Here is a 25,051-nt window from a genome sequence, read left to right as displayed (position 1 = left end):
TCTTGATGTGGCACGGCGGAGCGGGCGGATCGGCGAGGCGGTACGTTTCCTGGCATGTCCCGACCGCGTCCCGCCACCATTCGTGACGTCGCGGCGCTGGCCGGGGTGTCGGTGGGCACCGTGTCGAAGGCGTTGAACGGGCGCGGCTCGCTGCGCGCGGAGACCGTGGAGCGGGTCCGGCAGGCGGCCGGGCAACTCGACTTCCGGCCCAACGAGGCGGCCCGCAGCCTGCATGCCGACCGGACCTACACGGTCGGGATGATCACCACGGACACCATCGGGCGGTTCAGCATCCCGCTGCTGATCGGCGCCGAGGACATTCTCGGCGCGGGGCAGGTGTCCGTGCTGCTCTGCGACGCGCGCGACGATCCGATCCGGGAACGGCACCACCTGCAGGTGCTGCTCAGCCGCCGAGTCGACGGGATCATCGTGACCGGCCGGCGGGCCGGGACGCGAGCGCCGATCGGGGCCGGCCTGCCCGTTCCGGTGGTGTACGCGTTCCTCGCCTCGGCCGACCCGGCGGACTGCTCGATCGTCCCGGACGAGGCGGCCGGGATCCAGCTCGCCGCGGAGCATCTGCGCAGTACCGGCCGGTCGCGGCTGGTGCACGTGACCGGTCCGGAACGCCATCACTCCGCCCGGGTGCGCGCCGAGGCCCTGGCCGGGCTGGTGGCGGCGCCGCTCTTCGGCGAGTGGAGCGAGGCGTGGGGGCGGCGGGCGGCCGGGCTGCTGCTCGCCCGTGGGGGTGATTTCGACGGCGTGATCTGCGGGAACGACCAGATCGCCCGGGGTGTGGCGGAGATGTTGCGAGAGGCCGGCCGGGACGTGCCGCGGGATGTCGCGGTGACCGGTTTTGACAACTGGGACGTCATCGCCGAGGCCAGCCGGCCGCCGCTGACCAGCGTGGACATGGACCTGGAAGGCCTGGGCCGGTCGGCGGCCGGGCTGTTGCTGGACGCGATCGCCGGAAACCCGGCACCGGGCCCGCACCGGCACCCGACCCGGCTGATCATCCGGGATTCGTCAGTTCTCTGAAACGAGGCACGTTTCTCCGAGGCGCAGACGTTGAGCCACTTCCTAAGTTAGGCTAGCCTAACCAAAGTCGGGTTGGCTGCCGGACTTGGTGTCCCACCTGCTCCGCTGCCCGGTGCAGGTGGGACACTCCTGCGCGTGCTGGACCAGTTGCTGCCGTACCCGGTGCGTTCCGCGGTCGCGTTCACCGACGACCCGGACGAGGCCTGCTATCCGGGCGAGGAAGCCCTGGTCGCGTCGGCCGCGCCGGGCCGCCGCCGGGAGATCCTGACCGCCCGCCGCTGCGCCCGGGAAGCACTGCAGGCCCTCGGCCGCGCCCCGGCCCCGATCCTCCGCGGCCCCCGGCGGGAGCCGATCTGGCCGGACGGGGTGGTCGGCAGCATCACCCACTGCGCCGGCTTCCGCGCCGCAGTCGTGGCGCTGGCCGGCGACATCGCGAGCGTGGGCGTCGACGCCGAGCCGCACGCCCCGCTGCCGCCCCGCGTGCTCGGCACGGTGACCACGCCCGCCGATCGTGACCTGCTGGCCCGTCTTGCCGTCACGCACCCGGACGTGTGCTGGGACCGGCTGCTGTTCAGTGCCAAGGAGTCGATCTACAAGGCGTGGTTTCCGGTGACCGGCCGCTGGCTGGGCTTCGAGGACGCGCGGCTGGACATCGACCCGGAAGCCGGAACGTTCACCGGCCACATCCTGATCGACGGGCCGCTGAGCCGGATGTCCGGCCGCTACCTCGTCGAACGAGGGCTCATCCTGACCGCGGTCGTCACCCACCCGGCTCGCTAGCCTCTGCTCAGGCGCGGAGGGTGGCGCCGCCGTCGACGTACAGGTCGTGCATGGTGATGTGCCGGGCCCGGTCGGAGGCCAGGAACAGGACCGCGTCGGCGATGTCCTCCGGGGTGGCGATCCGGCCCAGCGGGATGCCGACCCGGAACGCGGCCGGGTTGCCGGCCAGCACCGCTGACGCGTCGTCGCCGGTCCACAGCTCACGCTGCATCGGGGTGTCGGTCGACCCCGGCGCGACCACGTTGCAGCGGATGCCGTGCGGGGCGAGCTCGAGGCCGAGGCACTTGGTGAACATCGTGCTGGCGGCCTTGGACGCGGCGTAGGCGGCCATGCCGGCCCGCGGCACACCGGCCGCGTTCGACGACACCGTGACGATCGCGCCGGAGCGCTGCGGCTTCATCCGCCGGGCCACCGCCCGGCTGACGTTGAAGACCCCGGTGGTGTTGACCGCGAGGGTCTGCGCCCAGTCCTCGTCGCCGAGGTCGACCACGTCGCCGAGACGCAGGATGCCGGCCACGTTGACCAGCAGGTCGATCGCACCGTCGACGGCGTCGACCACCGCCTGCACCTGCGCCACGTCGGTGACGTCGGCGGGCTCGGCGACGATCCCGGCGTGCTCGGCGGCCAGGTCCTTGAGTCCCTCCGGCCTGCGGTCGACCGCGACGACCCGGACACCCTCGGCGGCGAGCGCCACGGCGACCGCGCGCCCGATGCCCTGCCCGGCGCCGGTCACGATCGCGGTCCGTCCGGCCAGCCCGAACCTGCTCCGTTCAACATAGGGTGCCCTAACCTAGCAGAGTGGCGAGGCCTGGCTCCCCTCGTTGCGGCTGGCGATCTTCTCGATCCGGCACAGGTCGTGCACGGCCACGGCCGGGTCCAGCTGCCACACCCCGAACGTCCACTCGAACCCCGAGCTCACCAGCAGCCGGCTGTCCGGGGAGAAGGCCAGCGCGCCGCTGCGGTCCTGGTGCCCGGTCAGGGTGGCGGCCAGTTGCCGGCTGCCGGTGTCCCAGAGGTGGACCCGGCCGTTGAACTCGGTCGACGCGATCGTCCGGCCGTCCGGGGCGAACGCCACCGCGTCGACCTGCTGGATCTGATCCGGGGTGTGCCAGCGCACCTGGGCGCCGTCCGGGCTTCGGACCTCGACGTGCCCGCTGGTCCCGGCCACCGCGAGGGTGCCGTCGACCGGTGACACCGCGAGGTCGAGGGCCTGGTAGGCCCCGAGCGGGAGGCTGCCGGCCTCCGCGAAGTCCGCCGTGTGCCAGCGTCGCAGGATCGAGGAGAACCTGTTCGGTACGGAGGAGGTCAGGGTCGCCAGCAGCGTCGAACCGTCCGGGCTGAACGCCACGGCGTAGGGCGAGAACGTGTCCTTCGGCTCCGGGCGGAACCGGCCGCGCACCTCCCGCCGGACCACGTCGTAGAGCACGATCTCGGCGGCGTTCTCCCGATCGGCGGCGGGGTCGAAGATCTCCCGCGCGTTCGTGCCGGTGGCGACCGCGACCAGTGCGCCGTCCGCGGAGGTGGCCAGGTCGTTGGGCAGCCCGGCGAGCGGGACGGTCTCCCGGATCCGGCCGGTCTCCGCGTCCCGCACCTCGAGCGTGTGTGCGCCGGTGGCGACGACCAGGGTGCCGCCGGCCGCGTAGGACGCCCGGCCGAGCCCGCCACCGGCCCGGATCTCGGTGACCAGCAGGCGCGAGGCCGTGTCCCAGACGCGCACCCGGCCGTCCTCGACCGCGGTGGCCAGCCGCCGGCCGTCCGGGGAGAACGAGCTGCTGAGCACCAGCCCGTCGTGCCGGAGCCAGGTGGTCGTGCGCCGGAAGACCGCGGTCGGTGCGTCGAGGCCGGTGACCACGGCGAGGTGACCGTCCGGCGAGACGGCGGCCGCGGTGTATGCCGCCACGCCGGTGTCCTGGGTCGTCTTCGTGTCGCCGGTCAGCGAGAACACCACCGAACTCCGGTTGCCGTTGTTGGCGATGACCGCGCCGTCCGGGGTGGTCGCGATCCGGCCGGCCCCGGGGGTGCCGGCGTCCGGGATCATGGTGCGCAGCTTCTTGCCGGCGGGCACCGACCACTGGGCGAGCTGCCCGAACCGGTTCGCGCCGACCAGGGTGCCGTCCGGCGCGAACGCCACGTGCACGGTCTCCGGGATGTCGGTCACGACTTTGCCGTCGCTGAGCCGCCAGACCCGGGCCGGAGCCGTCATGCTCTTGCCGATCGCCACGTACGCGCCGTCCGGGCTGATCGTGATGTCGTAGGCGAAGTAGTCGCCGACCGGGATCGACCGGATGAGCCGGCCGGTCGCCGCGTCCCACATGCCGAGCTGGGCCCCGCTGACCTTGAGATCGGTCCGGGACGCCACCACCGTGGACGTCCCGGGCAGCCAGGTCGCGGCCGCGCCACCCGGCAGGCTCCGGAGCGACCGCCCGGTGCCGGCGTCCCAGATCTGCAGGCTGCCGGCGGCCAGGGCGCTGGACAGCAGGAACCGGCCGTCCGCGGAGAACGCCACCGAGACCACCGGTTGTTGGGTGTCCTCGCCCGGCGTGACCAGCTGCTCACCGATGGGTGCGAGGGTCTCGGCATCCCAGAGCCGGATCGTGCCGTCGCGGTAGCCGATCGCTATCCGTGCGCCGTCCGGGCTGACCGCCGCGGAGTGGCCGCCCGGCTCGGTGCCGAGCGTGCCGATCGAGTTGGCCATCTGCGCCGAGAGTAACGCGCCGCGCGCCTCCACGGTCGGCGACTCCTGCCAGCCGTCCAGCGCCCGCCGGACCGCGGTGATCTCGTCCCGGTCCAGCGCGTTCAGGGCCTCCACCGCATACTGCCGGGACAGCGCGTTCTGCCGGCTGGCCTGCGCCTCCTGCTTCTTCTCCACCGCGACCTGCTGCTGGTTCACCGCCACGAGACCGCCGGCGACCGCCAGCAGCAGCGCCACCGCCAGCCCGGCGGCCAGCCGGCGCAGCCGCCCGTTCGCCCGGCGCCGGGCCGTCTCGGTGCGTTCCGCGGCCTCCGCGCCGGCGGCCAGGAACGCCCGCGCCTCGGCCGGCAGCCCGCCAGCGTCGGTCAGCCGCTCCCGGGCGGCGAGCAGCCGGGCGCCGCGGAGCAGCAGGTCAGGGTCGTGGCCGGATCGCTCCCAGTCCTTGGCGGACTCGATGACCCGCTGCCTCAGCTCCAGGTCGGCCTCCGCCTCGGACACCCACCCGGCCAGGCGCGGCCAGCCGGTCAGCAGCGCCTCGTGGCTGATCTCGACGGTGTCCGTGCCCGCGGTGACCAGCCGCTCGGCGACCAGCCGGTCCAACACCCGGGAACCGCCCGGGCTCCGCTCACCGCGCCGGCGGACGACAGTGTTGTTGCTGGTCACGGTGACCAGCGAGAGCAGTGCGACGCGCAGCACCTCCTGGTCCTCCGGCGTCAGGTCCAGATAGATCCGCTCGGCCGTCTCCGCGATCGCGTGCCGGATGCCGCCGGTCTCCCGATAGGCCTCGACGGTGAGCCGGTCGCCCTGCCGGCGCTCCCAGGTGGCCCGTAACGCGTGTGCGAGCAGGGGCAGCGCACCGGGCTCGTAGCCCCCGCCGGCCGCGGCCGGGCGACCGCCGAGCGGGTCGGCGCCGAGGTCACCCAGCATCAGCTCGGGCAGGCCGGGGTCGACGGTCAGCCCGGCCTGCTCAGCCGGCTCGACGACGACCCGGCGCAGCGCCTCGGCGTCCAGCGGGCCGAGCACCACGTGGCCGGTGGCCAGCAGCTCGGCCAGCGGCGGCAACGCGACGCAGGCCGGATAGAAGTCGGAGCGCACCGCGATCACCACGAGCGCCGGCGCCGCGCCGGTCAGCGCCGCGGCGAAGGCGAGCCGCTCGGCCGGGTCGGGGCACTGGGTGAACAGCTCCTCGAACTGGTCCACCACGATCACCGGCCGCCGCCCCCGGTCCGCGGCCGCCCCGGCCAGTCGCCCCAGGAGCTGCGGCTCCCGCCGGATCTCGCCGGCCGACGGCAGCGTTTGACCGGTGGGTGGGTGCCGGATCAGGCCGGTGAGGCTCTGGACCAGGTCGTGCAGGGGTGTCGAGCCGGGCGTCAGCACCAGCCAGGGCCACCGCGTCGCCTCCGGGCCCAGCCGGCCGGCGCCGATCGCCGGCAGCAGACCGGCACGCAGCAGGGACGACTTGCCGGCACCGGAGACACCGGTGACGACGAGCGGCGGCCCGCCCACCGTCTGCTCGCTCAGCCGGGCCAGCAGCTCGGCGACCTGCGCCTCGCGCCCGCGGAACCACGGCGCGTCGGCGGGCTGGAAGCTGGCCAGACCGGGATAGGGCGGGACGGAACCGGCGGACGCCTCCGGAGCCGGCAGCGGCTCCAGGGTCACCGCGACGAGCTGGCGCCGGACCTGCTCGAGCTGCTGGTTGAGCAGGAAACTCTGCCCGGCGAACTGCTGCCGCAGGTCGTCGATCGAGCGGCGGACGTCGGTGAGCATCCACTGCAGCGCGCCGACGTCGCTGCCCAACTCGTCGAAGGCCTGCTCCAGCTGCTGCCGCAGGTCGTCGTCGGCGGTGGCGGCCTCGGTCAGCGCCGTGGCGACCGCGTCGACGCCGTGCAGCAGCGCGGAGACCTCGGACTGCAGCTGCCGGCTCTGCTCGTCGCCGGCGTTCAGCAGGGGCAGCAGGTCGTCGGCGACGGCATCCCGCCACTGCGTCTCGGTGATCGGGCCGGTGCCGCGCATCCGCTGCGCCGTGCCGGCCAGCGTGTCCGCGAGGAAGTTGCTGCCCAGGCCGCCGAGCTGGGCCAGCGCCACGGCGAACTCGGCGGAGACACCGAGCCCGGCGCCGGCGACCGGTGCGACGGCGGAGGCGGTGAGAAAGGCCAAGATTGCGTACGGACTGGCGCCCTGCACCCGCTCCCGCGCCCGCCGCCCGGTGTCCCGCACCCAGGAGCGCACACCGGCGCGGGCCCGCTCGGCGGGCTCCGGGGTGAGATCGGGTTCGGTCATGGCTCCGTCCTTCGTGGACATCGGCGTTGCTCGGAGCCCCATGGTGGCACCGATGGGCGACCCGGCACATCGGACCCAGGTCGTAGTTTCGGGCGGCGATCTTCCGGGCGGCGCTCGTACGAAAAAATGTCGGTGGGGCTGCGTACTTTGGGACCGTGACCGAGAAACCGCCTCGCGAGGACGTCGGCCGCAGGCCGATGGCCTGGTGGCCGGTCGGCCTGATCGCGTCCGCCGCGACCCTGCTGTTGCTGATCACCGCGGGTCGGTACGACTATCACCGCGACGAGCTCTACTTCCGTCTGCTCGGCGCCCACCCGGCCTGGGGTTATGTCGACCAGCCGCCGTTCACCCCGCTGCTCGACCGCCTGGCGATCGAGCTCCTCGGCGATCACCTCTGGGCGATCCGGCTCCCCGGCGCTGTGATGCTCGGCCTCGCCGCCCTGCTCGCCGCGGCGATCGCCCGCGAGGCCGGCGGTGGCGCCGGAGCCCAGTCGGTCGCGGCGTCGGTGGTCTTCGGCACGTTCCCGCTCACCGCCGCGCACGTCGGCTCCACCGCCGCACCTGACCTGCTGGTCTGGCTCGGGGTGAGCCTCTTCGTGCTGCGGGCGCTCCTGCACGACCGGCCGCGGTCCTGGCTGTGGGCCGGTCTGGTCGCCGGGCTCGGTCTCTACAACAAACACCTGGTCGTGCTGCTTCTGCTGTGCCTGGCCAGTGGTCTGCTGCTGGTCGGCCCGCGCGGGGTGCTGCGCTTCCGGTGGCTGTGGGGCGGCGTCGCGATCGCGGTGCTCGTCGGCCTGCCCAACCTGATCTATCAGGTGGCGAACGACTTTCCGCAGGCCGAGATGGCCCGGGCGCTGGCCGAGGAGAAGGGCGCCGAGTCCCGGGTGCTGCTCGTGCCGTTCCAGTTCGTGCTGATCGGCCTGCCTCCGGTGTGGATCGCCGGGATCGTCACGCTGCTGCGCGACCCACGGTGGCGGCCGATCCGGGCGTTCGCCGTGGCGTACCCGTTGATGTTGATCTTGTTGTTGGTGATCGGCGGGCAGCCCTACTATCCGCTGGCCCTGCTCACGGCGCTCTTCGCGATCGGCGCCGTGCCCACGGTGCGCTGGCTCGCCGGCCGGCCCTCCCGGAAGTATCAGCTGGTCACCGGGCTGGTGATCTTCAGTGCGATCGGGATCGCCACGTCGCTGCCGGTGATTCCGGAGAGCCGGTTGGCCGGCTCGTTCCCGGCCGAGGTGAACCAGACGATCCCCGATCAGATCGGCTGGCCGGAGTACACGGCGCAGGTCGCCGCGGTCTACCGCGCGCTGCCGGCCGCGGATCAGGCCCGCACGGTGCTGTTCACCGGCAACTACGGCGAGGCCGGTGCGCTCGATCGGTTCGGCCGCCCGCTCGGCCTGCCCCAGGTCTACAGCGGACAGAACGAGATGCACCGGTTCGGCCCGCCGCCGGACGATCACGACGTGGTGATCGCGGTGCTGCAGTCGCCGCCGCGCTGGGCCGGCACGTGCACCGAGCACGGCGCGCTGCGGAACGCGGCAGGTGTCGAGAACGAGGAGACCGAGGCGGCGCACATCTATGTCTGCCGGTTGACTGTGCCCTGGCGCACGCTCTGGCCGGGACTCCACCACTATTCGTGACCCTTGTGCGACAGTGCGGTCATGATCAATGCGGACGTCACCCGGCGGGTGGTCACCGAATTCCTGGCCTACGTGCGATCCGGGCGTGATCCGAGCCGGGCCGTTGCGCTGATGGCGCCGCAGGTGCGGGCCCATCAGGTGCAGTCCGAGGACCCGGTGACGATCATGCGGAGTCCCGCAGACTATGCCGAGCACGTCCAGGAGATGGTCGACACCTGGGGCGATTTCCATCTCCAGGTCGAGGATCTGCTGGTGGACGGCCCGCGGGCGTATGTCCGGCTGGCGCAGACCGGGCGGCACATCGAGACCGGGCGGGTGGTCCGGCAGATCAACGCGGTGGTCTACCACGTCGAGGACGGCCGGATCACCGAGTACTGGATGCAGATCGACCGTGCGGGCCTGAACGCCCAGCTGCACGGCGAGCCCCGTCTGAACTGAACCGGCCGGTCCGGGTCCGGGCGGTCCGGCTGCGGCGGGGTGCGGGTGGCCTTCCGGCTGCGGGTGAGCCGTGGGGAGCAGGCCGCTGCTTTCCGGTACGCCCATGGGCGTACCGGAAAGTCCGTCCCGGAGCGGACGCGGTCCCGCGTCGCGTCCGCGACAGTGGGCAGATGACTGAGCGTGCGTTTCGTTTCGGAGTCATCGCCGGGCAGGCCCGCACCGGCGCGGAGTGGGCGGCGACCGCCCGGCGCGCCGACGAGCTCGGGTACGACACCCTGCTCATCCCGGACACCCTCACCACGTTGTCGCCGTTCGCGGCGCTGGCGGCGGCCGCCGCGGTGACCAGCTCACTGCGGCTCGGCACCTACGTGCTGAACGCGCCCAACCGCACGCCCGCGCACGTCGCCTGGGAGACGGCCAGTCTGCAGACGATCAGCGACGGCCGGTTCGAGCTCGGTGTCGGCGGCGGCCGGCCGAACGGGCACGCGGACACCGCGGCGCTCGGCGGGATGTGGGGCACCCCGGGAGAGCGGCTGCACCGGACCGCGGACACCATCGCGGCCGCCCGCGCCCTCCCGGACCCGCCGAAAGTGCTGGTCGCGGCGTCCAAGCCGGGCATGATGCGGCTCGCCGCGGAGCAGGCCGACGTGGTGACGTTCGGGCTGCCGCCGGCCACCACGCCGTCCGAGTTGTTCCGCGCCGCCGCGTCGTTCCGAGCGCTGTCGAACCGCGCGGACCAGGTCGAGCTGCTGGCCGCCGTGACCGCTTTTGCCCCGAGCGTTCTCGCCCTGCCGGAGCGGCTGTCCCGGCAGGTCGGCGGCGATCCGCGGGAGATGGCGGCGTCCGGCGCCGCGGCCTTCCTGATCGGTGACGTGGATCAGGCCGCCGAGGAGCTGCGCCGGCGACGGGCGGAGGGCGGTTTTTCGTATTTCGCCGTGAACGGCATGTTCCTGGAGGAGTTCGCCCCGGTGCTGCAGCGCTTGCGCGCGACCGAGCCGGTCAGCGCCGGGTGAGACCGGATCTTTCGCCTCGGACCGCCCAGGCAGCGGCGGTGAGCGGGATCGACCCGTCCGCCCTGGCCGGCAACCGCTCCCGGAGCGACTCCCGCAACGCGGCGCGCTGCGCGTCGCTCCGGGTGCTCAGGTAGCTCGGCGCGGTTCCCTGGCCACCCAGGAACGGCGCCCAGAAGTCGTCGAAGTCGCGGAACACCGTCGGGATCTCGATCCGCCGGGTGGTCACGTCCCGCAGCCCCGCCCCGGACCACCAGGCGGCCAGCACGTCGTCGCGGCAGAACGCATATCGGATCGCCTCGTCCCGGTTGCCCAGCTCCGGATCGAGGTCGGCGGCCGCTGCCCAGAAGTGCTGCATCATCGCCATGCCGCCGGCGTAGTCCCAGACGTAGGCGGCGATCACCGCGCCGGGCGTCGCCACCCGGCAGAACTCGGCGACGGCCGCCTCGGGATGGGGCACGAAGTTGAGCGCCAGGCCGCTGACGATGGCGTCGAAAGAGCCGCTGGCCAGGGGCATTGCCGTGGCGTCCGCGGCGCACGGCAGCACCTGCGGGTGCGGCTTCTGTTCAGATGGCGCGTGTTGTGACGGTTCGGATGGCGAGCGGGGCAGCGCGGTGAGGAAACCTGGTGACGAGTCCGCGCCGACGAGCAGGGCCGGCGCGGGGATCTGCCCGGAAAGTGCCCCGGTCCCGCAACCCACGTCGAGCCATCGCCGCCCGGCCGGCACGCCGATCCAGCCCACGAACGCCTCCGCGACCCGGCGACTCCAGCGGCCGACGTAGGCCTCGTAGGCATCACCCACCTGCCAGGAGATGTCCCTCATCCCTCGAGGCTAGGACCATCCCCGGCGGTACGCCTCCCGGTTTGTCCACAGGGTGGCGACCGGCTTGTCGGGTTGTCCACAGGGCTTCGGCGGAGGCGGCTCGGAATCTGCGACCGTGGCGCGGTGCTTCCCGGATCCGACGATGACGAGTTCGCCCGGACCTGCTTCGAGCAGGCCGGCGTTCTCACCGTGGCGCAAGCCGTCCGCTTTCTGGGGCGTGGCATCGCACGAGGTCACGTGAATGCCGGTCGATGGCGCCAGGTGTGCCGTGGCATCGTCACGACGACGAACGGTGAGCTTCTCCGGCGGCAGCAGCTGTGGGCGGCTCTCCTGCTCGCCGGACGAGGCGCGGCCCTCGCCGGGGTGACCGCGCTTGCCGAGGCCGGTGTCCGCGGACTCTGGGACCCCGGCGTCCGGGTCCTGGTGCCGGCTGAGCGGAATCGGACACTGCGCCTGCCCGGGCTCCCGCCCGACATGCCACCGGTCCGGATCACCCGGACCCGGCTGCTGCCGGACGAGCACCGGCAGGCCGGCAGCCCGCCGCGGACGATCGTCGCCCGGTCCGTGGTGGATGCGGCGGTCTGGGCGCCGACGTGGGACGCCGCCCGCACCGTGATCGCCGCGTCCTGTCAGCAGCGCCGAGTCACCCCGGCCGAGATCTTCGCGGTGCTGGCGACGCGTCGGCGGTTGCCGAGGTTCGCTCTGATCAAGGCGACCCTCAACGATGTCGCGGGCGGTGCGGAGGCGCTGTCGGAAATCGACTTCATGGAGCTCTGCCGGAGGTTCGGCTTTCCGATGCCCGACCGTCAGGAACGCCGCCGGGATCGGTCCGGGCGGATCAGATTCCTGGACGCCTACTGGAAACGGTGGCGCCTGCACGTCGAAATCGACGGATCACATCACATCGACGCGGGGCACTGGGAGAGCGACATGCTCCGGCAGAACCAGGTGTGGATCGACGGCGACCGGATCCTGCGTTTCCCGGCCGCGATGATCCGTTCCCGGCCGGAAGCGGTAGCCGTCCAGCTCCGACAGGCGCTAGAAGCCGCCGGCTGGCGCCGCTGACCCCCGGAGCGTGGGGAGTTTGGGTGCGGAGCGCGCCGCAATTCCCCACGCAAGGCTGTGGCGGGGGTTGTGTGGGGAGTTTGGGTGCGGAGCGCGCCGCAATTTCACACGCAAGGCTGTGGCGGGGGCTGTGTGGGGAGTTTGGGTGCGGAGGGCGCCGCAACTTCACACGCAAGGCTGTGGCAAGCGTTGTGTGGGGAGTTTGGGTGCGGAGGGCGCCGTAACTTCACACGCAAGGCTGGGGCGGTGACGTCAGATCTGGCGGTCTCGGCCGGCGAAGAAGCCGGCGATGATCTGGGGGACCATCAGGCAGACCATCACGCCCAGCGGTGCGCGCCACCCGTCCGTGGCGTCGTGCAACGCCCCGATCAGAATCGGTCCCGGGATGGCGATCAGATACCCCACGCCCTGGGCGAACGCGGACAGCCGCACCACCGTCCCCGGCGTGCGCCCGCGCAGCGCGATCATGGTCAGGACCAGTGGAAACGCCGTGTTCACGATGCCCAGCAGGACGGCCCAGAGCCACGGCGCCGCCGCCGGATCCGCCCATAGGCCGGCATAACCTGCAATACCGAAAAGCCCCAGCCCGACCGCAATGCCACTCTGCGAGCGCACCCGGCCGGCCAGCGCGGAAAGCCCCATCCCGAGCGGCACCCCGAGCAGCGAGGTGGTCGCGAAGAGCAGCCCGGCGAGTTCCGCGGAGAGCCCGGCGTCCCGGTAGATCTGCGGGAGCCAGCCGATGATCACGTAGGCCGAGGTGGACTGCATGCCGAAGTACACGGCGAGCGCCCACGCGACCGGCTGCCGGATCACCCGGATCGGCGGTGCGCCGTCGTTCCGGGTGGTGGCCGGTGTGCCGTTGCGGGAAGAACGGGCCATCAGCAGCCACGGCGGCAGCGCGATCACCGCGCAGAGCGCCCAGCATGCCAGCCCGAGCCGCCAGTCGCCGAAGCTCTTGGTCAGCGGGACGGTCGCGGCGGCCGCCGTGGTGGCGCCGATGTTCAGCGCGACCGTGTAGAGCCCGGTGACCGTGCCGACCTGGGTCGGGAAGCGGTCCTTGACGATCGACGGCAGCAGCACGTTGACCAGCGCGATTCCGGCCAGCGCCACCGCGCTGAGCAGCAGGAACAGCACCGAGTTCGGCGCGTAGGGCCGGACCGCCAGCCCGGCGGTGAGCAACAGCAGACCGCCGGCGATCACCGGCGGGGCGCCGAGCCGCCGCGCGATCCGCGGTGCGAGCAGGCCGATCGAGGCGAAACAGAGCACCGGTACGGACGTGAGGAGCCCGGCCACCGCCCCGCCCATGCCGAGCCCGTCCCGGATCTCGGTGAGCACGGGGCCGACACTTGTCACCGCGAGCCGCAGGTTGACCGCCGCGAGCACCAGCGCGACGAGCGTGAAGACCTGCCCGCTGCGCGGCCGGATGCGTTGTTCCTCGAGCACTGCCACGGCACCATCTTCGTCCCGGGGCGGTGCCGCCGCGAATCAGCGTGCGCAGCCTCACCACGCCCCGGCCTGCACGAAAGCCGGACCAGGTATATGCCCGGCCCGGCCAACGGTCATTACAAGTCGATCAAGCGAAGCGACCGCAAGCCGATCAAGCAACGCAAAGCAAGTTGATCAAGCAGAGGCAGAGGCGGAAGCAGGAGCAGGACCAGAGGCGGAGGCAGAGGCAGGACCAGAGGCAGAGGCCGGAGCGGGAGCAGCGGCAGGGGCGGAAGCAGCGGCAGAGGCAGAGGCGGATTCCTGCTCCCGCTCCACCTGCTCGTTCCAATCGCGCTTGCTCGACTGCCAGCCGTCCTCGTTCAGGCCGCGGCGCCAATACCCGGAGATGGACAGCTGATCCATCGTCAGCCCGCGGTCGAGCCGCAGGTGCCCGCGCAGCTCACGGACGAAGCCGGCCTCGCCGTGCACGAACGCGTGCACCCGCCCGGCCGGGAACTCCAGCCCGCGAACCGCCTCGACCAGCGCCTCGCCGACCGGCCGCGCCCCGCGGTGCAGCCAGGTGACAGCGTTGGAGGTGTCCAGCTTCTGCTCCTCGTCGGGCCCGTCCACCTCGATGAACGTCCGGACCGTCGCGCCCGCCGGCATCCCGGCCAGCGCGGCGTTGATCGCCGGAAGGGCGCTCTCGTCACCGGCCAGCAGGTGCCAGTCGGCCTCGGGGCTGGGGGAGTAGCCGCCACCCGGGCCCATGAAGCGGAACACGTCGCCCGGTTTCGCCCGCGCGGCCCACGGCCCGGCGATGCCGGCGTCGCCGTGCACCACGAAGTCGACCCACATCTCGGCGGTCTCCGGCAGCCACTTGCTGACCGTGTAGGTCCGCACCACCGGCCACGACTCGCGCGGCAGGGTCTCCCGGATCGCGTTCATGTCGAACGGCTCCGGGTAGACCACGCCGGCCGGTGGGAAGATCACCTTGATGTAGTGGTCGGTGTAGCGGCCCGCGTCGATCCGGGCGATCGCCTCACCGCCGATGACCACCCGCACCATGTGCGGCGTGAGCTGCTCGACCCGGGTCACCACACCTTCGTGGGCAGGTCGCGCCGGTCTGTTCGCCATGTCTGTACCTCACTGCGGGCGGAAGGATCTTCGGCAAGTAAGGCTACCCTTATTCCCGGCGATCGTCCGTGCCCCGCGCGCATTTTTCGGATTCCCGACACGCCGCCAGGGTTTGCCGGCGGCGGGCCCTTCGGACGCTGTCCACGCTGGTCAGCGCATTGTTCCCGGGTGCCGACTACCCGATTCGGCCGGAAAGAAACAGCCGGGCGGTGGACCCCGTCACCCCCAAAGGGTGAGAAAGCGACATTTACCAACCTGAAGCGCCGCAAGATTCAAAACAGCGCGAGGTCCTGGGTACCGCAAGATGCGAAACAGTGCAGGGCCGGCGCCGCCGCAAGATGCGAAACAGTGCAGGGCCGGCGCCGCCGCAAGATGCGAGACAGCGCGAGGTCCAGGGCGCCGCAAGGTCCGGAAGCGGCGCGGGGCCCGCCGGAAACATCCGGCAGGCCCCGCGTCACAGCTGATCATTTCTGGTCGGTCACGGCAGTTGCCGGTGACGACCGATCATTTTTCGGTACGACGGATCAGTACCGCCGCGGGCGCGACCGAGCGAAGGCGAACGCGATCACGGCCAGCAGCACCAGCACCGCGCCGCCACCGAACCACGCCGGGTGGTCGCCGAGCAGGGTCAGCGGGCCGCCCTTGGCGTCGTTACCGGCCGCCGGTTCGGCGATCACCGTGTCGGAGGTGGTGGTCGGCTCGGCCTGGTCGGGCTCGCCGCCGTCCACGCCGTAGTCGGCCGACCCGGCCGCCTCTTCGCTCTCGGTGGCCTGCGGCTGCGGCTTCTTCGTCGGCGCCTTGGTGGTCGTCTCCTCGGTGGACTCCGTCTCCTCCGAGGTGGAATCGGAGTCGTTGTCCGAGGTCGTCGACTTGGTGGTGGTCTGCGCCGGCTTGGTGGTCGGCTTGGGGTTCGGGGAGATCGTGGTCTTCGTGGTGCCGGTGGCGGTCTCGTCGTCGGTGGTCGAGCCACCGGTCGAGCCCGCGGTGGTGGTCTTCGTGGCGTTCGGCGAGACCGTGGTCTTCACCGTGGCCTTCGGGGTGGCGGTGGCGTTCCCGGAACCGGCGTTCGTATTGTTGCCGGTGTTGCCGGTGTTGCCGGTGTTGCCGCCGTTGTTCTGGTTGTTGCCACCCTGGTTGTTGCCACCGGTGTTGTTGCCGCCGGTGTTACCGCCCTGGTTGTTGCTACCGTTGTTCTGGTTGCCGCCGTTGTTGCCGCCACCCGCGGCGGAGACGGTGATCCGTACGGCGTCGATGGCCGGGGTCTGGTTGGCCCGCTCCATCATCGGCGTGCGGTGCGACCCGTCACCGGCCCAGGACGCGCACTGCGCGGTGCCCTCGGCGGGCAGCCCCGGCACCTGGATGGTCACGGTGTCCGGCGCGCGGTCGCCCTTCTTGTCCTCGGTGGCGACGAAGAACGCCGGCACCGGCGCGGGGTCCGGCGCTTCCTTCGTGCTGGCCAGCAGCCGGCACGCGGTGTGGAAGTGGCCGCGGACGATCCCGTTCTGCAGAACGCTGGACTCCACGTAGTACCCGCCCTGGCCGGCGGCCAGGAACCGGTCGCGGATCAGGTTCCGGGTGCTCACCTTGAGGGTGAACGGCGTGTTCGGCGCGACCCGGGCCGGCGCCTCGGTGATCAGCAGCGACGCGTCGTTGGCGGCCGAGGCCACCTCACCGAACTCGGTGGAGACGCAGCGGTCGCCCTTCTGGAAACCGTCGTGCGCGGTCAGGTTGCTGTCGATGCAGGTGTCCGTGAGGATCTTCTGCCCGTTCACGATCTTGCCGGCGCCGCTCTCGCTGGCAGCCTTGGTGGACGGTGTCTCGTCGGCGTGCGACAGCTGGGTGAAACCGATGACGCCACCCACGGCGACGACCACGGCCCCGGCGGCGAGCAGCCGGGTGCGACCCGACCCGGCGGCCGCTAGGCCGGTACGACGGTTGCCCGAGCTTCCCATGACGTGCCCCTCCATATGTGGCGTCCGCCATTCGTGTGGCGCCGACGCCCAGACGTTAGGAGCACCTCTCACAGAAAGCAATTCCGGAACTTTATTTAAGGTTCTTGCGGCCAAAACTTAAAGAAAAGATATGAGTCGGGCGGTGAACCGGGGGACATCCACCGAACGGATGATGCCGGGGGTTCAACAAGATCACGAAAAAATCTCTGACCTGGTCTAACTCAACCACAGCCCACGCGCAGAGTAAACGTCCCGCAACACTTCGACGCGGTCGGTCATGATGCCGTCCACGCCCATGTCGAGCAACCTGCGCATTTCTTCGGGATCGTCGACCGTCCACACGTGCACTTCCCGGCGAAGTCGATGGACGTATTTGAGAAATCGCGGGGTGAGCACCGTGAACCGGCCGTGCCGGACCGGGATCTGCACGGCGGCCACGGATTCCGGCAGGCGCACCGGCATCCCGGCGATCGAGGCCAGCCGCAGCCGGGCCACGCCGCGCCTGCCGACCGACGTCGCCACCCGCGGGCCGGCGAGCGCGCGCACCCGGGCCAGCCGGGCGTCGCTGAACGAGGCGAGCAGCACCCGGTCCTCGGCACCGGCCCGCCGGACCGCGGCCACCGCCGGTTCGGCGACCGCGTCGGACTTCACGTCGACGTTGAACCGGACCTGCGGCCAGGCGTCCAGGACCTCGTCCAGGCGGGGCACCGCGGCGGCACCGCCGACCCGCACCGTGGACAGGTCGGCCCAGGTGAGGTCGGCGACCCGGCCCGGGTGCCCGGCGACGCGGTCCAGCCGGTCGTCGTGGATGACGACCGGGACGCCGTCCGCGGTGGCGTGCACGTCGGTCTCCACGTACCGGTAACCGAGCCCGACCGCGCGGGCGAACGCCGCGGCGGTGTTCTCGTCACCCTCCGCCGCCCCGCCGCGATGGGCGAACGCCAGCGGTTTCGGCGCGTCGAGGTAAGCATGATCCACAAGAGCAGTATGCCGGGGTTGTTGCGAAGACGTAAAAGAAGCCGACGGGCATTGACCATCGACATTGGTCTGATGATCCTTATCCCACGTGCGTGGAGGGCGGCAGGGAACTGGAAACGATCGAGTACGACGTGGTGATCGTCGGCGGCGGCACGGCAGGTTCCGTGGTGGCGTCCCGGCTGTCAGCAGATCCGCAGCTCAGGGTGTGTCTGATCGAGGGCGGACCGTCCGATGTCGGCGATGACCGGGTGCTCCGGCTCCGGAACTGGCTGAACCTGCTGGAGACCGCATTCGACTACGACTATCCGACGGTGCCCCAGCCGCGCGGTAACTCGCACATCCGGCACTCCCGTGCCCGGGTGCTCGGCGGCTGTTCCTCGCACAACACCATGATCAGTTTTTTGCCGCCCGCGGCGGATTTCGCCGACTGGGTGGCGGCCGGCGCGACCGGCTGGTCCTTCGAGGAGATGCTGCCCTACTGGGAGCGGCTCGCCATCAATATCACCCAGGTGGCCGAAAAGGATCGCAACCCGCTCGCCGCGGACTTCGTGGCCGCCTGCCACAGCGCGCTCGGCGTGCCGGTGACAGACGACTTCAACGCCGCGCCGTTCGCCGACGGGGCCGGTTTCCTGCCGGTCGGCTACCACCCGGAGACCGGGATCCGCTCCTCGGCGTCGGTCGCCTACCTGCACCCGCACCTGGACCGGCCGAACCTCACGATCATGACCGAGACCTGGGCGTACCACCTGGACCCGGAGCGCGGCGTGACGGTGCGGACGGCCGGCGGGGACCGGCTGATCACGGCCCGGCACGAGTACGTGCTCTGCGCCGGCGCGGTGGACACCCCGCGCCTGCTGCTGCTCTCCGGGATCGGACCGGCCGACGACCTGAAACGGCTCGGCGTCCCGGTGCGCCTCGACCTGCCCGGGGTGGGCGAGAACCTGCTGGACCACCCGGAGTCGCTGATCCTCTGGGAGGCGAGCCGGCCGGTCCCGCCGATGTCGGTGATGGACGCCGACGCCGGGCTCTTCGTCCGGCGGGACCCGGCGGCGGACCGCCCCGACCTGATGTTCCACCTGTACCAGATCCCGTTCACGGTCAACACCGCGCGACTCGGCTACGACGTGCCGGAACACGGCTTCGGGATGACACCGAACGTGCCGCGCCCGCACAGCGTGGGCCGGCTGACCCTGGCCAACGCCGATCCGGCGACGAAGCCGCTGCTGGACTTCCGGTACTTCACCGACCCGGACGGCTACGACGAGCGGACCATTGTCGACGGGCTGCGGCTGGCCCGCGAGGTGGCGGCCACCGAGCCGTTCGCGTCGTGGATCGCCCGCGAGATCGCTCCCGGTCCGCTGCTGCGCACCGACGAGGAGCTTTCCGCGTACGGGCGGGCCGCGCACCACACCGTCTACCACCCGGCCGGCACCTGCCGGATGGGCGCGCCGGGTGACCCGGCCACCGTGGTCGGGCCGGACCTGCGGCTGCAGGGCTTCGACAACGTACGTGTCGCGGACGCCTCGATCTTCCCCACCATGCCGACGGTGAACCCGATGGTCGCGGTGCTGATGATCGGCGAGCGGGCCGCCGACCTGATCCGGCGGAGGTGACCGGGGTGACCCCGACGATCGCGGTGCGGAACCTGTGGAAGGTGTTCGGCCCGCGCCCGGACCGGGTGGTCGGCTCCCCGCTGGCCGACCTGCCCCGGGCCGAGCTGCGCGCCCGTACCGGCTGCCTGGCCGCGGTCCGGGACGTCAGCTTCGAGGTGGCCCGCAACGAGGTCTTCGTGGTCATGGGGCTCTCCGGCAGCGGCAAGTCGACCCTGGTCCGCTGCCTGACCCGGCTGATCGAGCCGACCAGCGGCGAGATCGAGATCGACGGCGAGGCGGTCCGCGCGATGAGCGCGAAGCGGCTGCGCGACCTGCGCCGGCACCGGGTGGCCATGGTGTTCCAGCACTTCGGGCTGTTGCCGCACCGCTCGGTGCTGGACAACGCCGCCTACGGCCTGGAGATCCAGGGTGTGTCCCGCGCGGACCGGTACCGCAAGGCTGCCGAGGTGCTGGAACTGGTCGGGCTGACCGGCCACGAGCAGCAGCTGCCCGAGGAGCTCTCCGGCGGCATGCAGCAGCGGGTCGGGCTGGCCCGGGCGCTGGCCACCGACCCCGAGGTGCTGCTCTTCGATGAGCCGTTCAGCGCCCTGGACCCGCTGATCCGCCGGGACATGCAGGCCGAGGTGCGCCGGCTGCACGCCGAGGTGGGCAAGACCATGGTCTTCATCACCCACGACCTGGCCGAGGCGCTGACCCTCGGCGACCGGATCGCGGTGCTGCGCGACGGCGAGCTGGTGCAGGTGGGCACGCCGGAGGAGCTGGTCGGCGCCCCGGCCGACGGGTACGTCGAGGACTTCGTCCGGGACGTCCCGCGCGCCGACGTGCTGACCCTGCGCTGGATCATGCGCCCGGCCGTCGACGGCGAGGAGTACGAGGACACCCCGCTGCCGCAGGACACCGTGATCCGGGACGCCGTGCCGCGGGTGCTGCGGGCCGCCCGCCCGATCCTGGTGACCGATGGTGATCAGCGGGTAGGTGTCGTCGACGCGGAACGGCTGCTGCCCGCGCTGCTGGGGCACCGGCGCCAGGTCCCGGCATGACCGCCGTCCTCGCGAAGCCGGCGCCGCCGCGGGAGCGGAACGGGCGGAACCCGCGGGGCCCGTGGAGCAGGCGCAAGGAGCCGCTCACCCGTCGTACCGTGATGGGGTTGTCGGTCGTCGCGACCGTGGTCGCGTATCTGATCTTTCGCACGGCGGCGGCCGCGGACGCACCCGACGCGGCGGCGTTCCGCCTGTTCGGCGACGTGCGGGACTGGGTGGACGACAACCGCGACACCCACCCGCTGTTCCTGTACGGCATCAACTACCTGCGTCTCGGTGTGCGGGTGCTGGTCGAGGGGATCCAGGCGGGGCTGACCGGTCTCGGACTGCCCGGGCTGGTCGCGGTGGCCGGCGCGGTCGCCTTCGTGCTCGGCGGCTGGCGACCGGCGCTGCTGGCGGTCGCCGGGTTCCTCGGTTTCGGGTTCCTCGGCCTCTGGCCGGAGAGCGTCGACACGCTCGCCCTGACCCTGACCGCGGTGCTGCTCGCGGTGCTGATCGGGGTGCCGATCGGCGTGCTGGCGGCCCGGGTCGGCTGGTTCGGCGCGGCGCTGCGGCCGGTGCTCGACGTGATGCAGATCCTGCCCACCTTCGCCTATCTGGCGCCGATGACACTGCTCTTCCTGATCGGCTCGCCGGCCGCGGTGGTGGCCACCCTGATCTACGCGGTGCCGGTGACCATCCGGATCACCGAGCTGGGCATCGCCGGGGTCGCCCCGAGCGCGGTGGAGGCGGCCACCGCGCAGGGCTCGACCGCCCGGCAGCTGCTCACCAAGGTCCGGCTGCCGATGGCCCGGCCCACCCTGGTGCTCGCGGTCAACCAGACGATCATGATGGCGCTCTCGATGGTCGTGGTGACCGCGCTGATCGACGCGCCCGGCCTGGGCGTGAACATCCTGCGCGCGCTGGAACGGGTGAACGTCGGCGCCGCGTTCGACGCCGGGCTGGCGATCGTGCTGATGGCGATCGTGCTGGACCGGGTCACCACGGCCGCGGCGCGCAGGCAGCGCCGGGACTGGCGGCTCGCCGTGCCGGTGCTCGCCGCCGCGGCGCTGATCGCCGCCCTGCCGATCCCCGGTGACCTGCCCACGGTCTCCTTCGCGAAACCGGTCAACGACCTGACCGGCTGGCTGGAACTGCACTGGTACGACGGCACCGAGTGGCTGAAGAACACGGTCAGCGCGGTGCTGCTGAACCCGCTGGAGAACCTGCTGGTGACCACGCCGTGGTGGCTCTTCGTCCTGGCCGTGCTGGTCTTCGGCCTGCTGCTCGCGGGCTGGCGGGCGGCAGTGGTCGCCGCGCTGGCGGCGGCCGGGCTGTCCGGTCTCGGCCTCTACCAGCACGCGATGCAGACCCTGGCCACGGTGCTCGTCGCGACCGCGCTGACGATGCTGATCGGTATCGCCGCCGGGGTGCTCTGCGCCCGGAACGACCGGCTGGCCGCGGTGGCGCGGCCGGTGCTGGACGCGGCGCAGACCATGCCGTCGTTCGTCTACCTGCTGCCGGCCGTGGCGCTCTTCGGCGCCAGCCGGTTCACCGCGATCGTGGCCGCCGTGATCTTCGCGGTCCCGCCGGTGGTCCGGCTGGTCGAGCGCGGGATCCGGGACGTGCCGCCGACCGTGGTCGAGGCCGCGCTCTCCGCCGGGTCGACGCCGGGCCAGCTGCTCTGGAAGGTGCAGCTCCCGATGGCCCGCGGCGGACTGCTGCTGGCCGCGAACCAGGGGATCGTGATGGTCCTCGCGATGGTCGTGGTCGGTGGCCTGGTCGGGGCGGGCGCACTCGGTTACGACGTGGTCGCCGGGTTCTCGCAGCGCGAGGACTTCGGCCGTGGACTGTCCGCCGGGTTCGCCATCGTGCTGCTCGGCGTGCTGCTGGATCGCCTCACTCAAGGGTTCAACCGTACGAAGGGTCCGTCCAGATGAGAAAACTCCTGCCAGCCGTCCTGGCCTCCGTCCTGCTGGCCGGCTGTGGCGGTGCCACCTCCGACGCCGGGGGGAGCACACCCAGCGCCGGTAGCAAGGGCACGGTCAAACTGGCGATCAACCCGTGGGTCGGCTACGAGGCGAACGCCGCGGTCGTCGGATACCTGCTGGAGCACGAGCTCGGTTACACCGTGGAGAAGAAGAACCTGAAGGAGGAGATCTCCTGGCAGGGCTTCGAGACCGGCGAGGTGGACGCGGTCCTGGAGAACTGGGGCCACGACGACCTGAAGAAGACCTACATCGAGGAGAAGAAGACCGCGGTGGACGCCGGGCCGACCGGCAACACCGGGACGATCGGCTGGTACGTCCCGCAGTGGCTGGCCGACGAGCACCCGGACATCACCGACGGCGCCAACCTCAACAAGTACGCGGACCTCTTCAAGACCTCCGAGTCGGGTGGCAAGGGTCAGCTGCTGGACGGCGACCCGTCCTACGTCACCAACGACGAGGCGCTGGTCAGCAACCTGAAGCTGAACTACAAGGTGGTCTACTCCGGCAGCGAGGCGGCGCTGATCAAGGCGGCTCAGCAGGCCACCGCGCAGAAGAAGCCGCTGCTCTTCTACTTCTACGAGCCGCAGTGGCTGTTCGCCAAGGAGAAGTACGCCCGGGTGAAGCTGCCGGCCTACACGGCGGGCTGTGACGCCGACCCGAAGAAGGTCGCGTGCGACTACCCCGACTACAAGCTCGACAAGGTGGTCAGCAAGAAGTTCGCCGACTCCGGTGGCGCCGCCTACCAGCTGATCAAGAACTTCACCTGGACCAACGACGACCAGAACCTGGTCTCGGACTACCTCACCAACCAGGGTATGGACGCCGACAAGGCCGCCGAGAAATGGGTGAAGGAGCACGAGTCCACCTGGAAGCCGTGGATCCCGGCCGGTAGCTGACCGATGCCCGGACCGAAGGTCGTCATCATCGGGGCGGGCATCGTCGGCTGCGCCCTCGCGGACGAGCTGACCGCCCGCGGCTGGACCGACGTGACAGTGCTGGAGCGCGGGCCGCTCTTCGTCACCGGCGGGTCCAGCTCGCACGCACCGGGTCTGGTCTTCCAGACCAATCCGTCGCGGACCATGGCGCGGATGGCTCGGTACACCGTGGAGAAGTTCCTCGCGCTGGACTGTTTCCGTCCGGTGGGGAGCCTGGAGGTGGCGACCACCCCGGAACGACTGGCCGAGCTGCACCGGCGGTTCGGGTTCGGCCAGTCCTGGGGCATTCGGTCGGAGATCGTCGACCGGGCCGCGGTCAAGGAGATGTTTCCGTTGGTGGACGACGCCCTGATCCTCGGCGGCCTGCACGTGGCGAGTGATGGGCTGGCCCTCGCGGTGGCGGCCTGCGAGGCGCAGGCCGCGCGGGCGACCGAGCGGGGTGCCCGATTCATCGGACATGCGGAAGTTGTCGACATTCTCCGAGAAGGCGGGAGAGTGAGCGGTGTTCGTACCCAGGAAATGTCGTTTAAATCGGACATAGTGGTTAGCTGTGCGGGCTTCTGGGGGCCCAGGGTCGGCACGCTGGCGGGCGTGCCGATCCCGTTGCTTCCGATGGCCCACCAATACGTCCGCACCACCGCGGCCGGCGCGGCCGACGACCTGCCGATCCTGCGCCACCAGGACCGGGACCTCTATTTCCGGGCGCACGGCGACGCGCTGGGCATCGGCTCCTACCTGCACGAGCCGATGCCGGTGGACCTCGCGGACCTGCCCGGCGGCGACCACCCCTCGATGATGCCGTTCACCCCCGACACCTTCGACGAGTCGTGGACGGCGGCCACCCGGCTGCTGCCCGGGCTGGCCGGTGCCCGGATCGCCGACGGCTTCAACGGCGTCTTCTCGTTCACCGCCGACGGGTTCCCGCTGCTCGGCGAGTCCCGCGACCTGCCCGGGTTCTGGACCGCCGAGGCGATCTGGGTGACCCACTCGGCCGGGGCGGCCCGGGCCCTCGCCGAGTGGATGGTCACCGGCCGGTCCTCGCTCGACCTGCACGAATGCGACCTCAACCGGTTCGACCCGGCCCAGCTGGCGCCGGCCTACGTGCGGGAACGGTCGATTCGCAGCTTCGCCGAGGTCTACGACATCGTGCACCCGCTCGACCCGCCGTCGGTGCGCGACGTGCGGGTCAGCCCGTTCCACGCCCGGCAGACCGAGCTCGGCGCGGTCTTCGGCGAGTCGGCCGCGACCGGCTGGGAACGACCACTCTGGTACGCCGTCAACCCGCCACCACCCGAGCCTCGCCCCCGCGACGAGTGGTCGTCGCGGCACTGGTCGCCGATCGCCGAGACCGAGGCCCGGATCACCCGGGAGCGGGTCGCGCTCTACGACATGACCCCGCTGACCCGGCTCGAGGTCACCGGCCCGGTCTCCTTCCTGCAGGACCTGACCAGCGGAAACGTGGATCGTAAGGTCGGCAGTGTGGTCTACACGCTGCTGCTCGACGCGGCCGGCGGGATCCGCAGCGACATCACCGTGGCCAGGCTCGCCGAGGACCGGTTCCAGGTCGGCGCGAACGGCCCGCTCGACCTGGACCATCTGCTCCGGGAAGCTGTGGGAAAACCGGTCACGGTACGCGACATCACCGGCGGCACGTGCGGCCTCGGCCTGTGGGGCCCGCGGGCCCGGGACCTGGTCGCCCCGCTCACCGACATCGACCTGTCCCCGGACGCGTTCCGCTACTTCCAATGCCGGCCGGGCCACATCGGCACGGTCCCGGTCACCATGCTGCGGCTCTCCTACGTCGGCGAGCTGGGCTGGGAGATCTACGCGCGGGCCGATCACGGGCTCGCGCTCTGGGACACGCTCTGGGCGGCCGGCCGTGAGCACGGGGTGATCGCCGCCGGCCGGGCCGCGTTCACCAGCCTGCGCCTGGAGAAGGGGTACCGGTCCTGGGGCGTGGACATGACGACCGAGGACGACCCGTACCAGGCGGGCCTGGCCGCCGGGCCGGAACCGGACCGGCGGCTGACCTGCCTGGTGCTGGTGGACGCCGGGGCGGTGCCGCTGGGCCGCGAGCCGGTCTACGCCGACGGCGTCCCGGTCGGACACGTGACAAGCGCGGCCTTCGGGCACACGATCGGTGCGCCGATCGCGTACGCCTGGCTGCCGTCCGCCCTGGCCGTGCCCGGCACCCAACTGGAGATCGGATACTTCGATCGGCGGCTGGCGGCCACGGTGGCC

17 protein-coding genes and 1 pseudogene are annotated in these 25,051 nt (G+C 71.6%); 11 read left to right on the top strand and 7 right to left on the bottom strand.

The annotated features are described in order from the left end of the window. Positions 1 to 54: 54 nt before the first annotated feature. Both Apa02nite_RS27580 and Apa02nite_RS27575 read left to right on the top strand, forming a co-directional pair. A complete protein-coding gene (locus tag Apa02nite_RS27580) occupies positions 55 to 1,035 on the top strand; it encodes a LacI family DNA-binding transcriptional regulator (RefSeq protein WP_203827564.1) in 981 nt (326 codons plus the stop codon). Positions 1,036 to 1,170: 135 nt separating this feature from the next. Continuing rightward, positions 1,171 to 1,815: a 4'-phosphopantetheinyl transferase family protein gene (locus Apa02nite_RS27575; RefSeq protein WP_203827563.1), complete on the top strand. Its 645-nt coding sequence runs from the start codon at positions 1,171 to 1,173 to the stop codon at positions 1,813 to 1,815. A gap of 7 nt (positions 1,816 to 1,822) precedes the next feature. Here Apa02nite_RS27575 and Apa02nite_RS27570 read toward each other — a convergent pair whose 3' ends face one another. Together Apa02nite_RS27570 and Apa02nite_RS27565 are read right to left on the bottom strand one after the other, a co-directional pair. Then, positions 1,823 to 2,569 (bottom strand): 2,3-dihydro-2,3-dihydroxybenzoate dehydrogenase, encoded by a 747-nt coding sequence (locus Apa02nite_RS27570; RefSeq protein ID WP_203827567.1) that lies wholly within the window; start codon positions 2,567 to 2,569, stop codon positions 1,823 to 1,825. A 36-nt stretch (positions 2,570 to 2,605) separates the two neighbouring features. Continuing rightward, the gene (locus Apa02nite_RS27565; RefSeq protein WP_203827562.1) at positions 2,606 to 6,787 is read right to left on the bottom strand and encodes an NACHT and WD repeat domain-containing protein; all 4,182 of its coding nucleotides are present in this window, start codon (positions 6,785 to 6,787) and stop codon (positions 2,606 to 2,608) included. 155 nt (positions 6,788 to 6,942) lie between these two features. On the opposite strand from Apa02nite_RS27565, the gene Apa02nite_RS27560 reads away from it, so the two are divergent. The 3 genes from Apa02nite_RS27560 to Apa02nite_RS27550 all read left to right on the top strand — a co-directional run bounded on the left by Apa02nite_RS27560 (position 6,943) and on the right by Apa02nite_RS27550 (position 9,878). Continuing rightward, a complete protein-coding gene (locus tag Apa02nite_RS27560) occupies positions 6,943 to 8,427 on the top strand; it encodes a glycosyltransferase family 39 protein (RefSeq protein ID WP_239164614.1) in 1,485 nt (494 codons plus the stop codon). A gap of 21 nt (positions 8,428 to 8,448) precedes the next feature. Further along, positions 8,449 to 8,865 (top strand): ester cyclase, encoded by a 417-nt coding sequence (locus Apa02nite_RS27555; protein ID WP_203827561.1) that lies wholly within the window; start codon positions 8,449 to 8,451, stop codon positions 8,863 to 8,865. Positions 8,866 to 9,035: 170 nt separating this feature from the next. Beyond that, positions 9,036 to 9,878, top strand: a complete 843-nt coding sequence (locus tag Apa02nite_RS27550; protein ID WP_203827560.1) for an LLM class flavin-dependent oxidoreductase — start codon at positions 9,036 to 9,038, stop codon at positions 9,876 to 9,878. Here Apa02nite_RS27550 and Apa02nite_RS27545 read toward each other — a convergent pair. Beyond that, positions 9,865 to 10,698 (bottom strand): class I SAM-dependent methyltransferase, encoded by an 834-nt coding sequence (locus tag Apa02nite_RS27545; protein WP_203827559.1) that lies wholly within the window; start codon positions 10,696 to 10,698, stop codon positions 9,865 to 9,867. The genes Apa02nite_RS27550 and Apa02nite_RS27545 overlap by 14 nt on opposite strands. A 123-nt stretch (positions 10,699 to 10,821) precedes the next feature. On the opposite strand from Apa02nite_RS27545, the gene Apa02nite_RS27540 reads away from it, so the two are divergent. Continuing rightward, positions 10,822 to 11,763 (top strand): endonuclease domain-containing protein, encoded by a 942-nt coding sequence (locus Apa02nite_RS27540; RefSeq protein ID WP_203827558.1) that lies wholly within the window; start codon positions 10,822 to 10,824, stop codon positions 11,761 to 11,763. Positions 11,764 to 12,015: 252 nt separating this feature from the next. Here the strand turns inward: Apa02nite_RS27540 and Apa02nite_RS27535 are convergent, their stop codons facing one another. The 4 genes and pseudogenes from Apa02nite_RS27535 to Apa02nite_RS27520 form a co-directional block, all read right to left on the bottom strand. Then, a complete protein-coding gene (locus Apa02nite_RS27535; protein WP_067684258.1) occupies positions 12,016 to 13,212 on the bottom strand; it encodes a CynX/NimT family MFS transporter in 1,197 nt (398 codons plus the stop codon). A gap of 171 nt (positions 13,213 to 13,383) precedes the next feature. After that, positions 13,384 to 14,322 (bottom strand): siderophore-interacting protein, encoded by a 939-nt coding sequence (locus Apa02nite_RS27530; protein ID WP_203827557.1) that lies wholly within the window; start codon positions 14,320 to 14,322, stop codon positions 13,384 to 13,386. A gap of 1,226 nt (positions 14,323 to 15,548) precedes the next feature. Then, positions 15,549 to 16,088, bottom strand: a pseudogene (locus Apa02nite_RS51260) (hypothetical protein); the annotation flags it as partial. Positions 16,089 to 16,490: 402 nt separating this feature from the next. Continuing rightward, positions 16,491 to 17,252: a glycerophosphodiester phosphodiesterase family protein gene (locus Apa02nite_RS27520; RefSeq protein ID WP_203827555.1), complete on the bottom strand. Its 762-nt coding sequence runs from the start codon at positions 17,250 to 17,252 to the stop codon at positions 16,491 to 16,493. 92 nt (positions 17,253 to 17,344) lie between these two features. Between Apa02nite_RS27520 and Apa02nite_RS27515 the strand changes: the two genes are divergently transcribed. From Apa02nite_RS27515 to Apa02nite_RS27495, 5 genes are all read left to right on the top strand, one after another. Further along, positions 17,345 to 18,865 carry a GMC family oxidoreductase gene (locus Apa02nite_RS27515; RefSeq protein WP_239164613.1) on the top strand — a complete coding sequence of 507 codons (1,521 nt, stop codon included), beginning with the start codon at positions 17,345 to 17,347 and terminating at the stop codon, positions 18,863 to 18,865. A 5-nt stretch (positions 18,866 to 18,870) separates the two neighbouring features. After that, positions 18,871 to 19,905, top strand: a complete 1,035-nt coding sequence (locus Apa02nite_RS27510) for a quaternary amine ABC transporter ATP-binding protein (RefSeq protein WP_203827554.1) — start codon at positions 18,871 to 18,873, stop codon at positions 19,903 to 19,905. Further along, positions 19,902 to 21,824 (top strand): ABC transporter permease, encoded by a 1,923-nt coding sequence (locus Apa02nite_RS27505; protein ID WP_203827553.1) that lies wholly within the window; start codon positions 19,902 to 19,904, stop codon positions 21,822 to 21,824. Before Apa02nite_RS27510 ends, Apa02nite_RS27505 begins: the two co-directional genes overlap by 4 nt. Continuing rightward, positions 21,821 to 22,771, top strand: a complete 951-nt coding sequence (locus tag Apa02nite_RS27500; RefSeq protein WP_203827552.1) for an ABC transporter substrate-binding protein — start codon at positions 21,821 to 21,823, stop codon at positions 22,769 to 22,771. Before Apa02nite_RS27505 ends, Apa02nite_RS27500 begins: the two co-directional genes overlap by 4 nt. Before the next feature lie 3 nt (positions 22,772 to 22,774). Next, positions 22,775 to 25,051 (top strand): GcvT family protein (locus Apa02nite_RS27495; RefSeq protein ID WP_203827551.1); only part of this gene is annotated, 2,277 nt, incomplete at its 3' end.

Origin of the sequence: Actinoplanes palleronii, assembly GCF_016862315.1 — a bacterium.
GTDB lineage: Bacteria > Actinomycetota > Actinomycetes > Mycobacteriales > Micromonosporaceae > Actinoplanes > Actinoplanes palleronii.
This window is presented reverse-complemented; position numbering and strand designations above follow the sequence as displayed.

Bases quoted from the DNA above. Each gene is read 5' to 3' on its own strand.
- Apa02nite_RS27545 (WP_203827559.1), bottom strand. From the start codon at position 10,698: ATGAGGGACATCTCCTGGCAGGTGGGTGATGCCTACGAGGCCTACGTC.
- Apa02nite_RS27555 (WP_203827561.1), top strand. From the start codon at position 8,449: ATGATCAATGCGGACGTCACCCGGCGGGTGGTCACCGAATTCCTGGCC.
- Apa02nite_RS27565 (WP_203827562.1), bottom strand. From the start codon at position 6,787: ATGACCGAACCCGATCTCACCCCGGAGCCCGCCGAGCGGGCCCGCGCC.
- Apa02nite_RS27580 (WP_203827564.1), top strand. From the start codon at position 55: ATGTCCCGACCGCGTCCCGCCACCATTCGTGACGTCGCGGCGCTGGCC.
- Apa02nite_RS27530 (WP_203827557.1), bottom strand. From the start codon at position 14,322: ATGGCGAACAGACCGGCGCGACCTGCCCACGAAGGTGTGGTGACCCGG.
- Apa02nite_RS27505 (WP_203827553.1), top strand. From the start codon at position 19,902: ATGACCGCCGTCCTCGCGAAGCCGGCGCCGCCGCGGGAGCGGAACGGG.
- Apa02nite_RS27550 (WP_203827560.1), top strand. From the start codon at position 9,036: ATGACTGAGCGTGCGTTTCGTTTCGGAGTCATCGCCGGGCAGGCCCGC.
- Apa02nite_RS27500 (WP_203827552.1), top strand. From the start codon at position 21,821: ATGAGAAAACTCCTGCCAGCCGTCCTGGCCTCCGTCCTGCTGGCCGGC.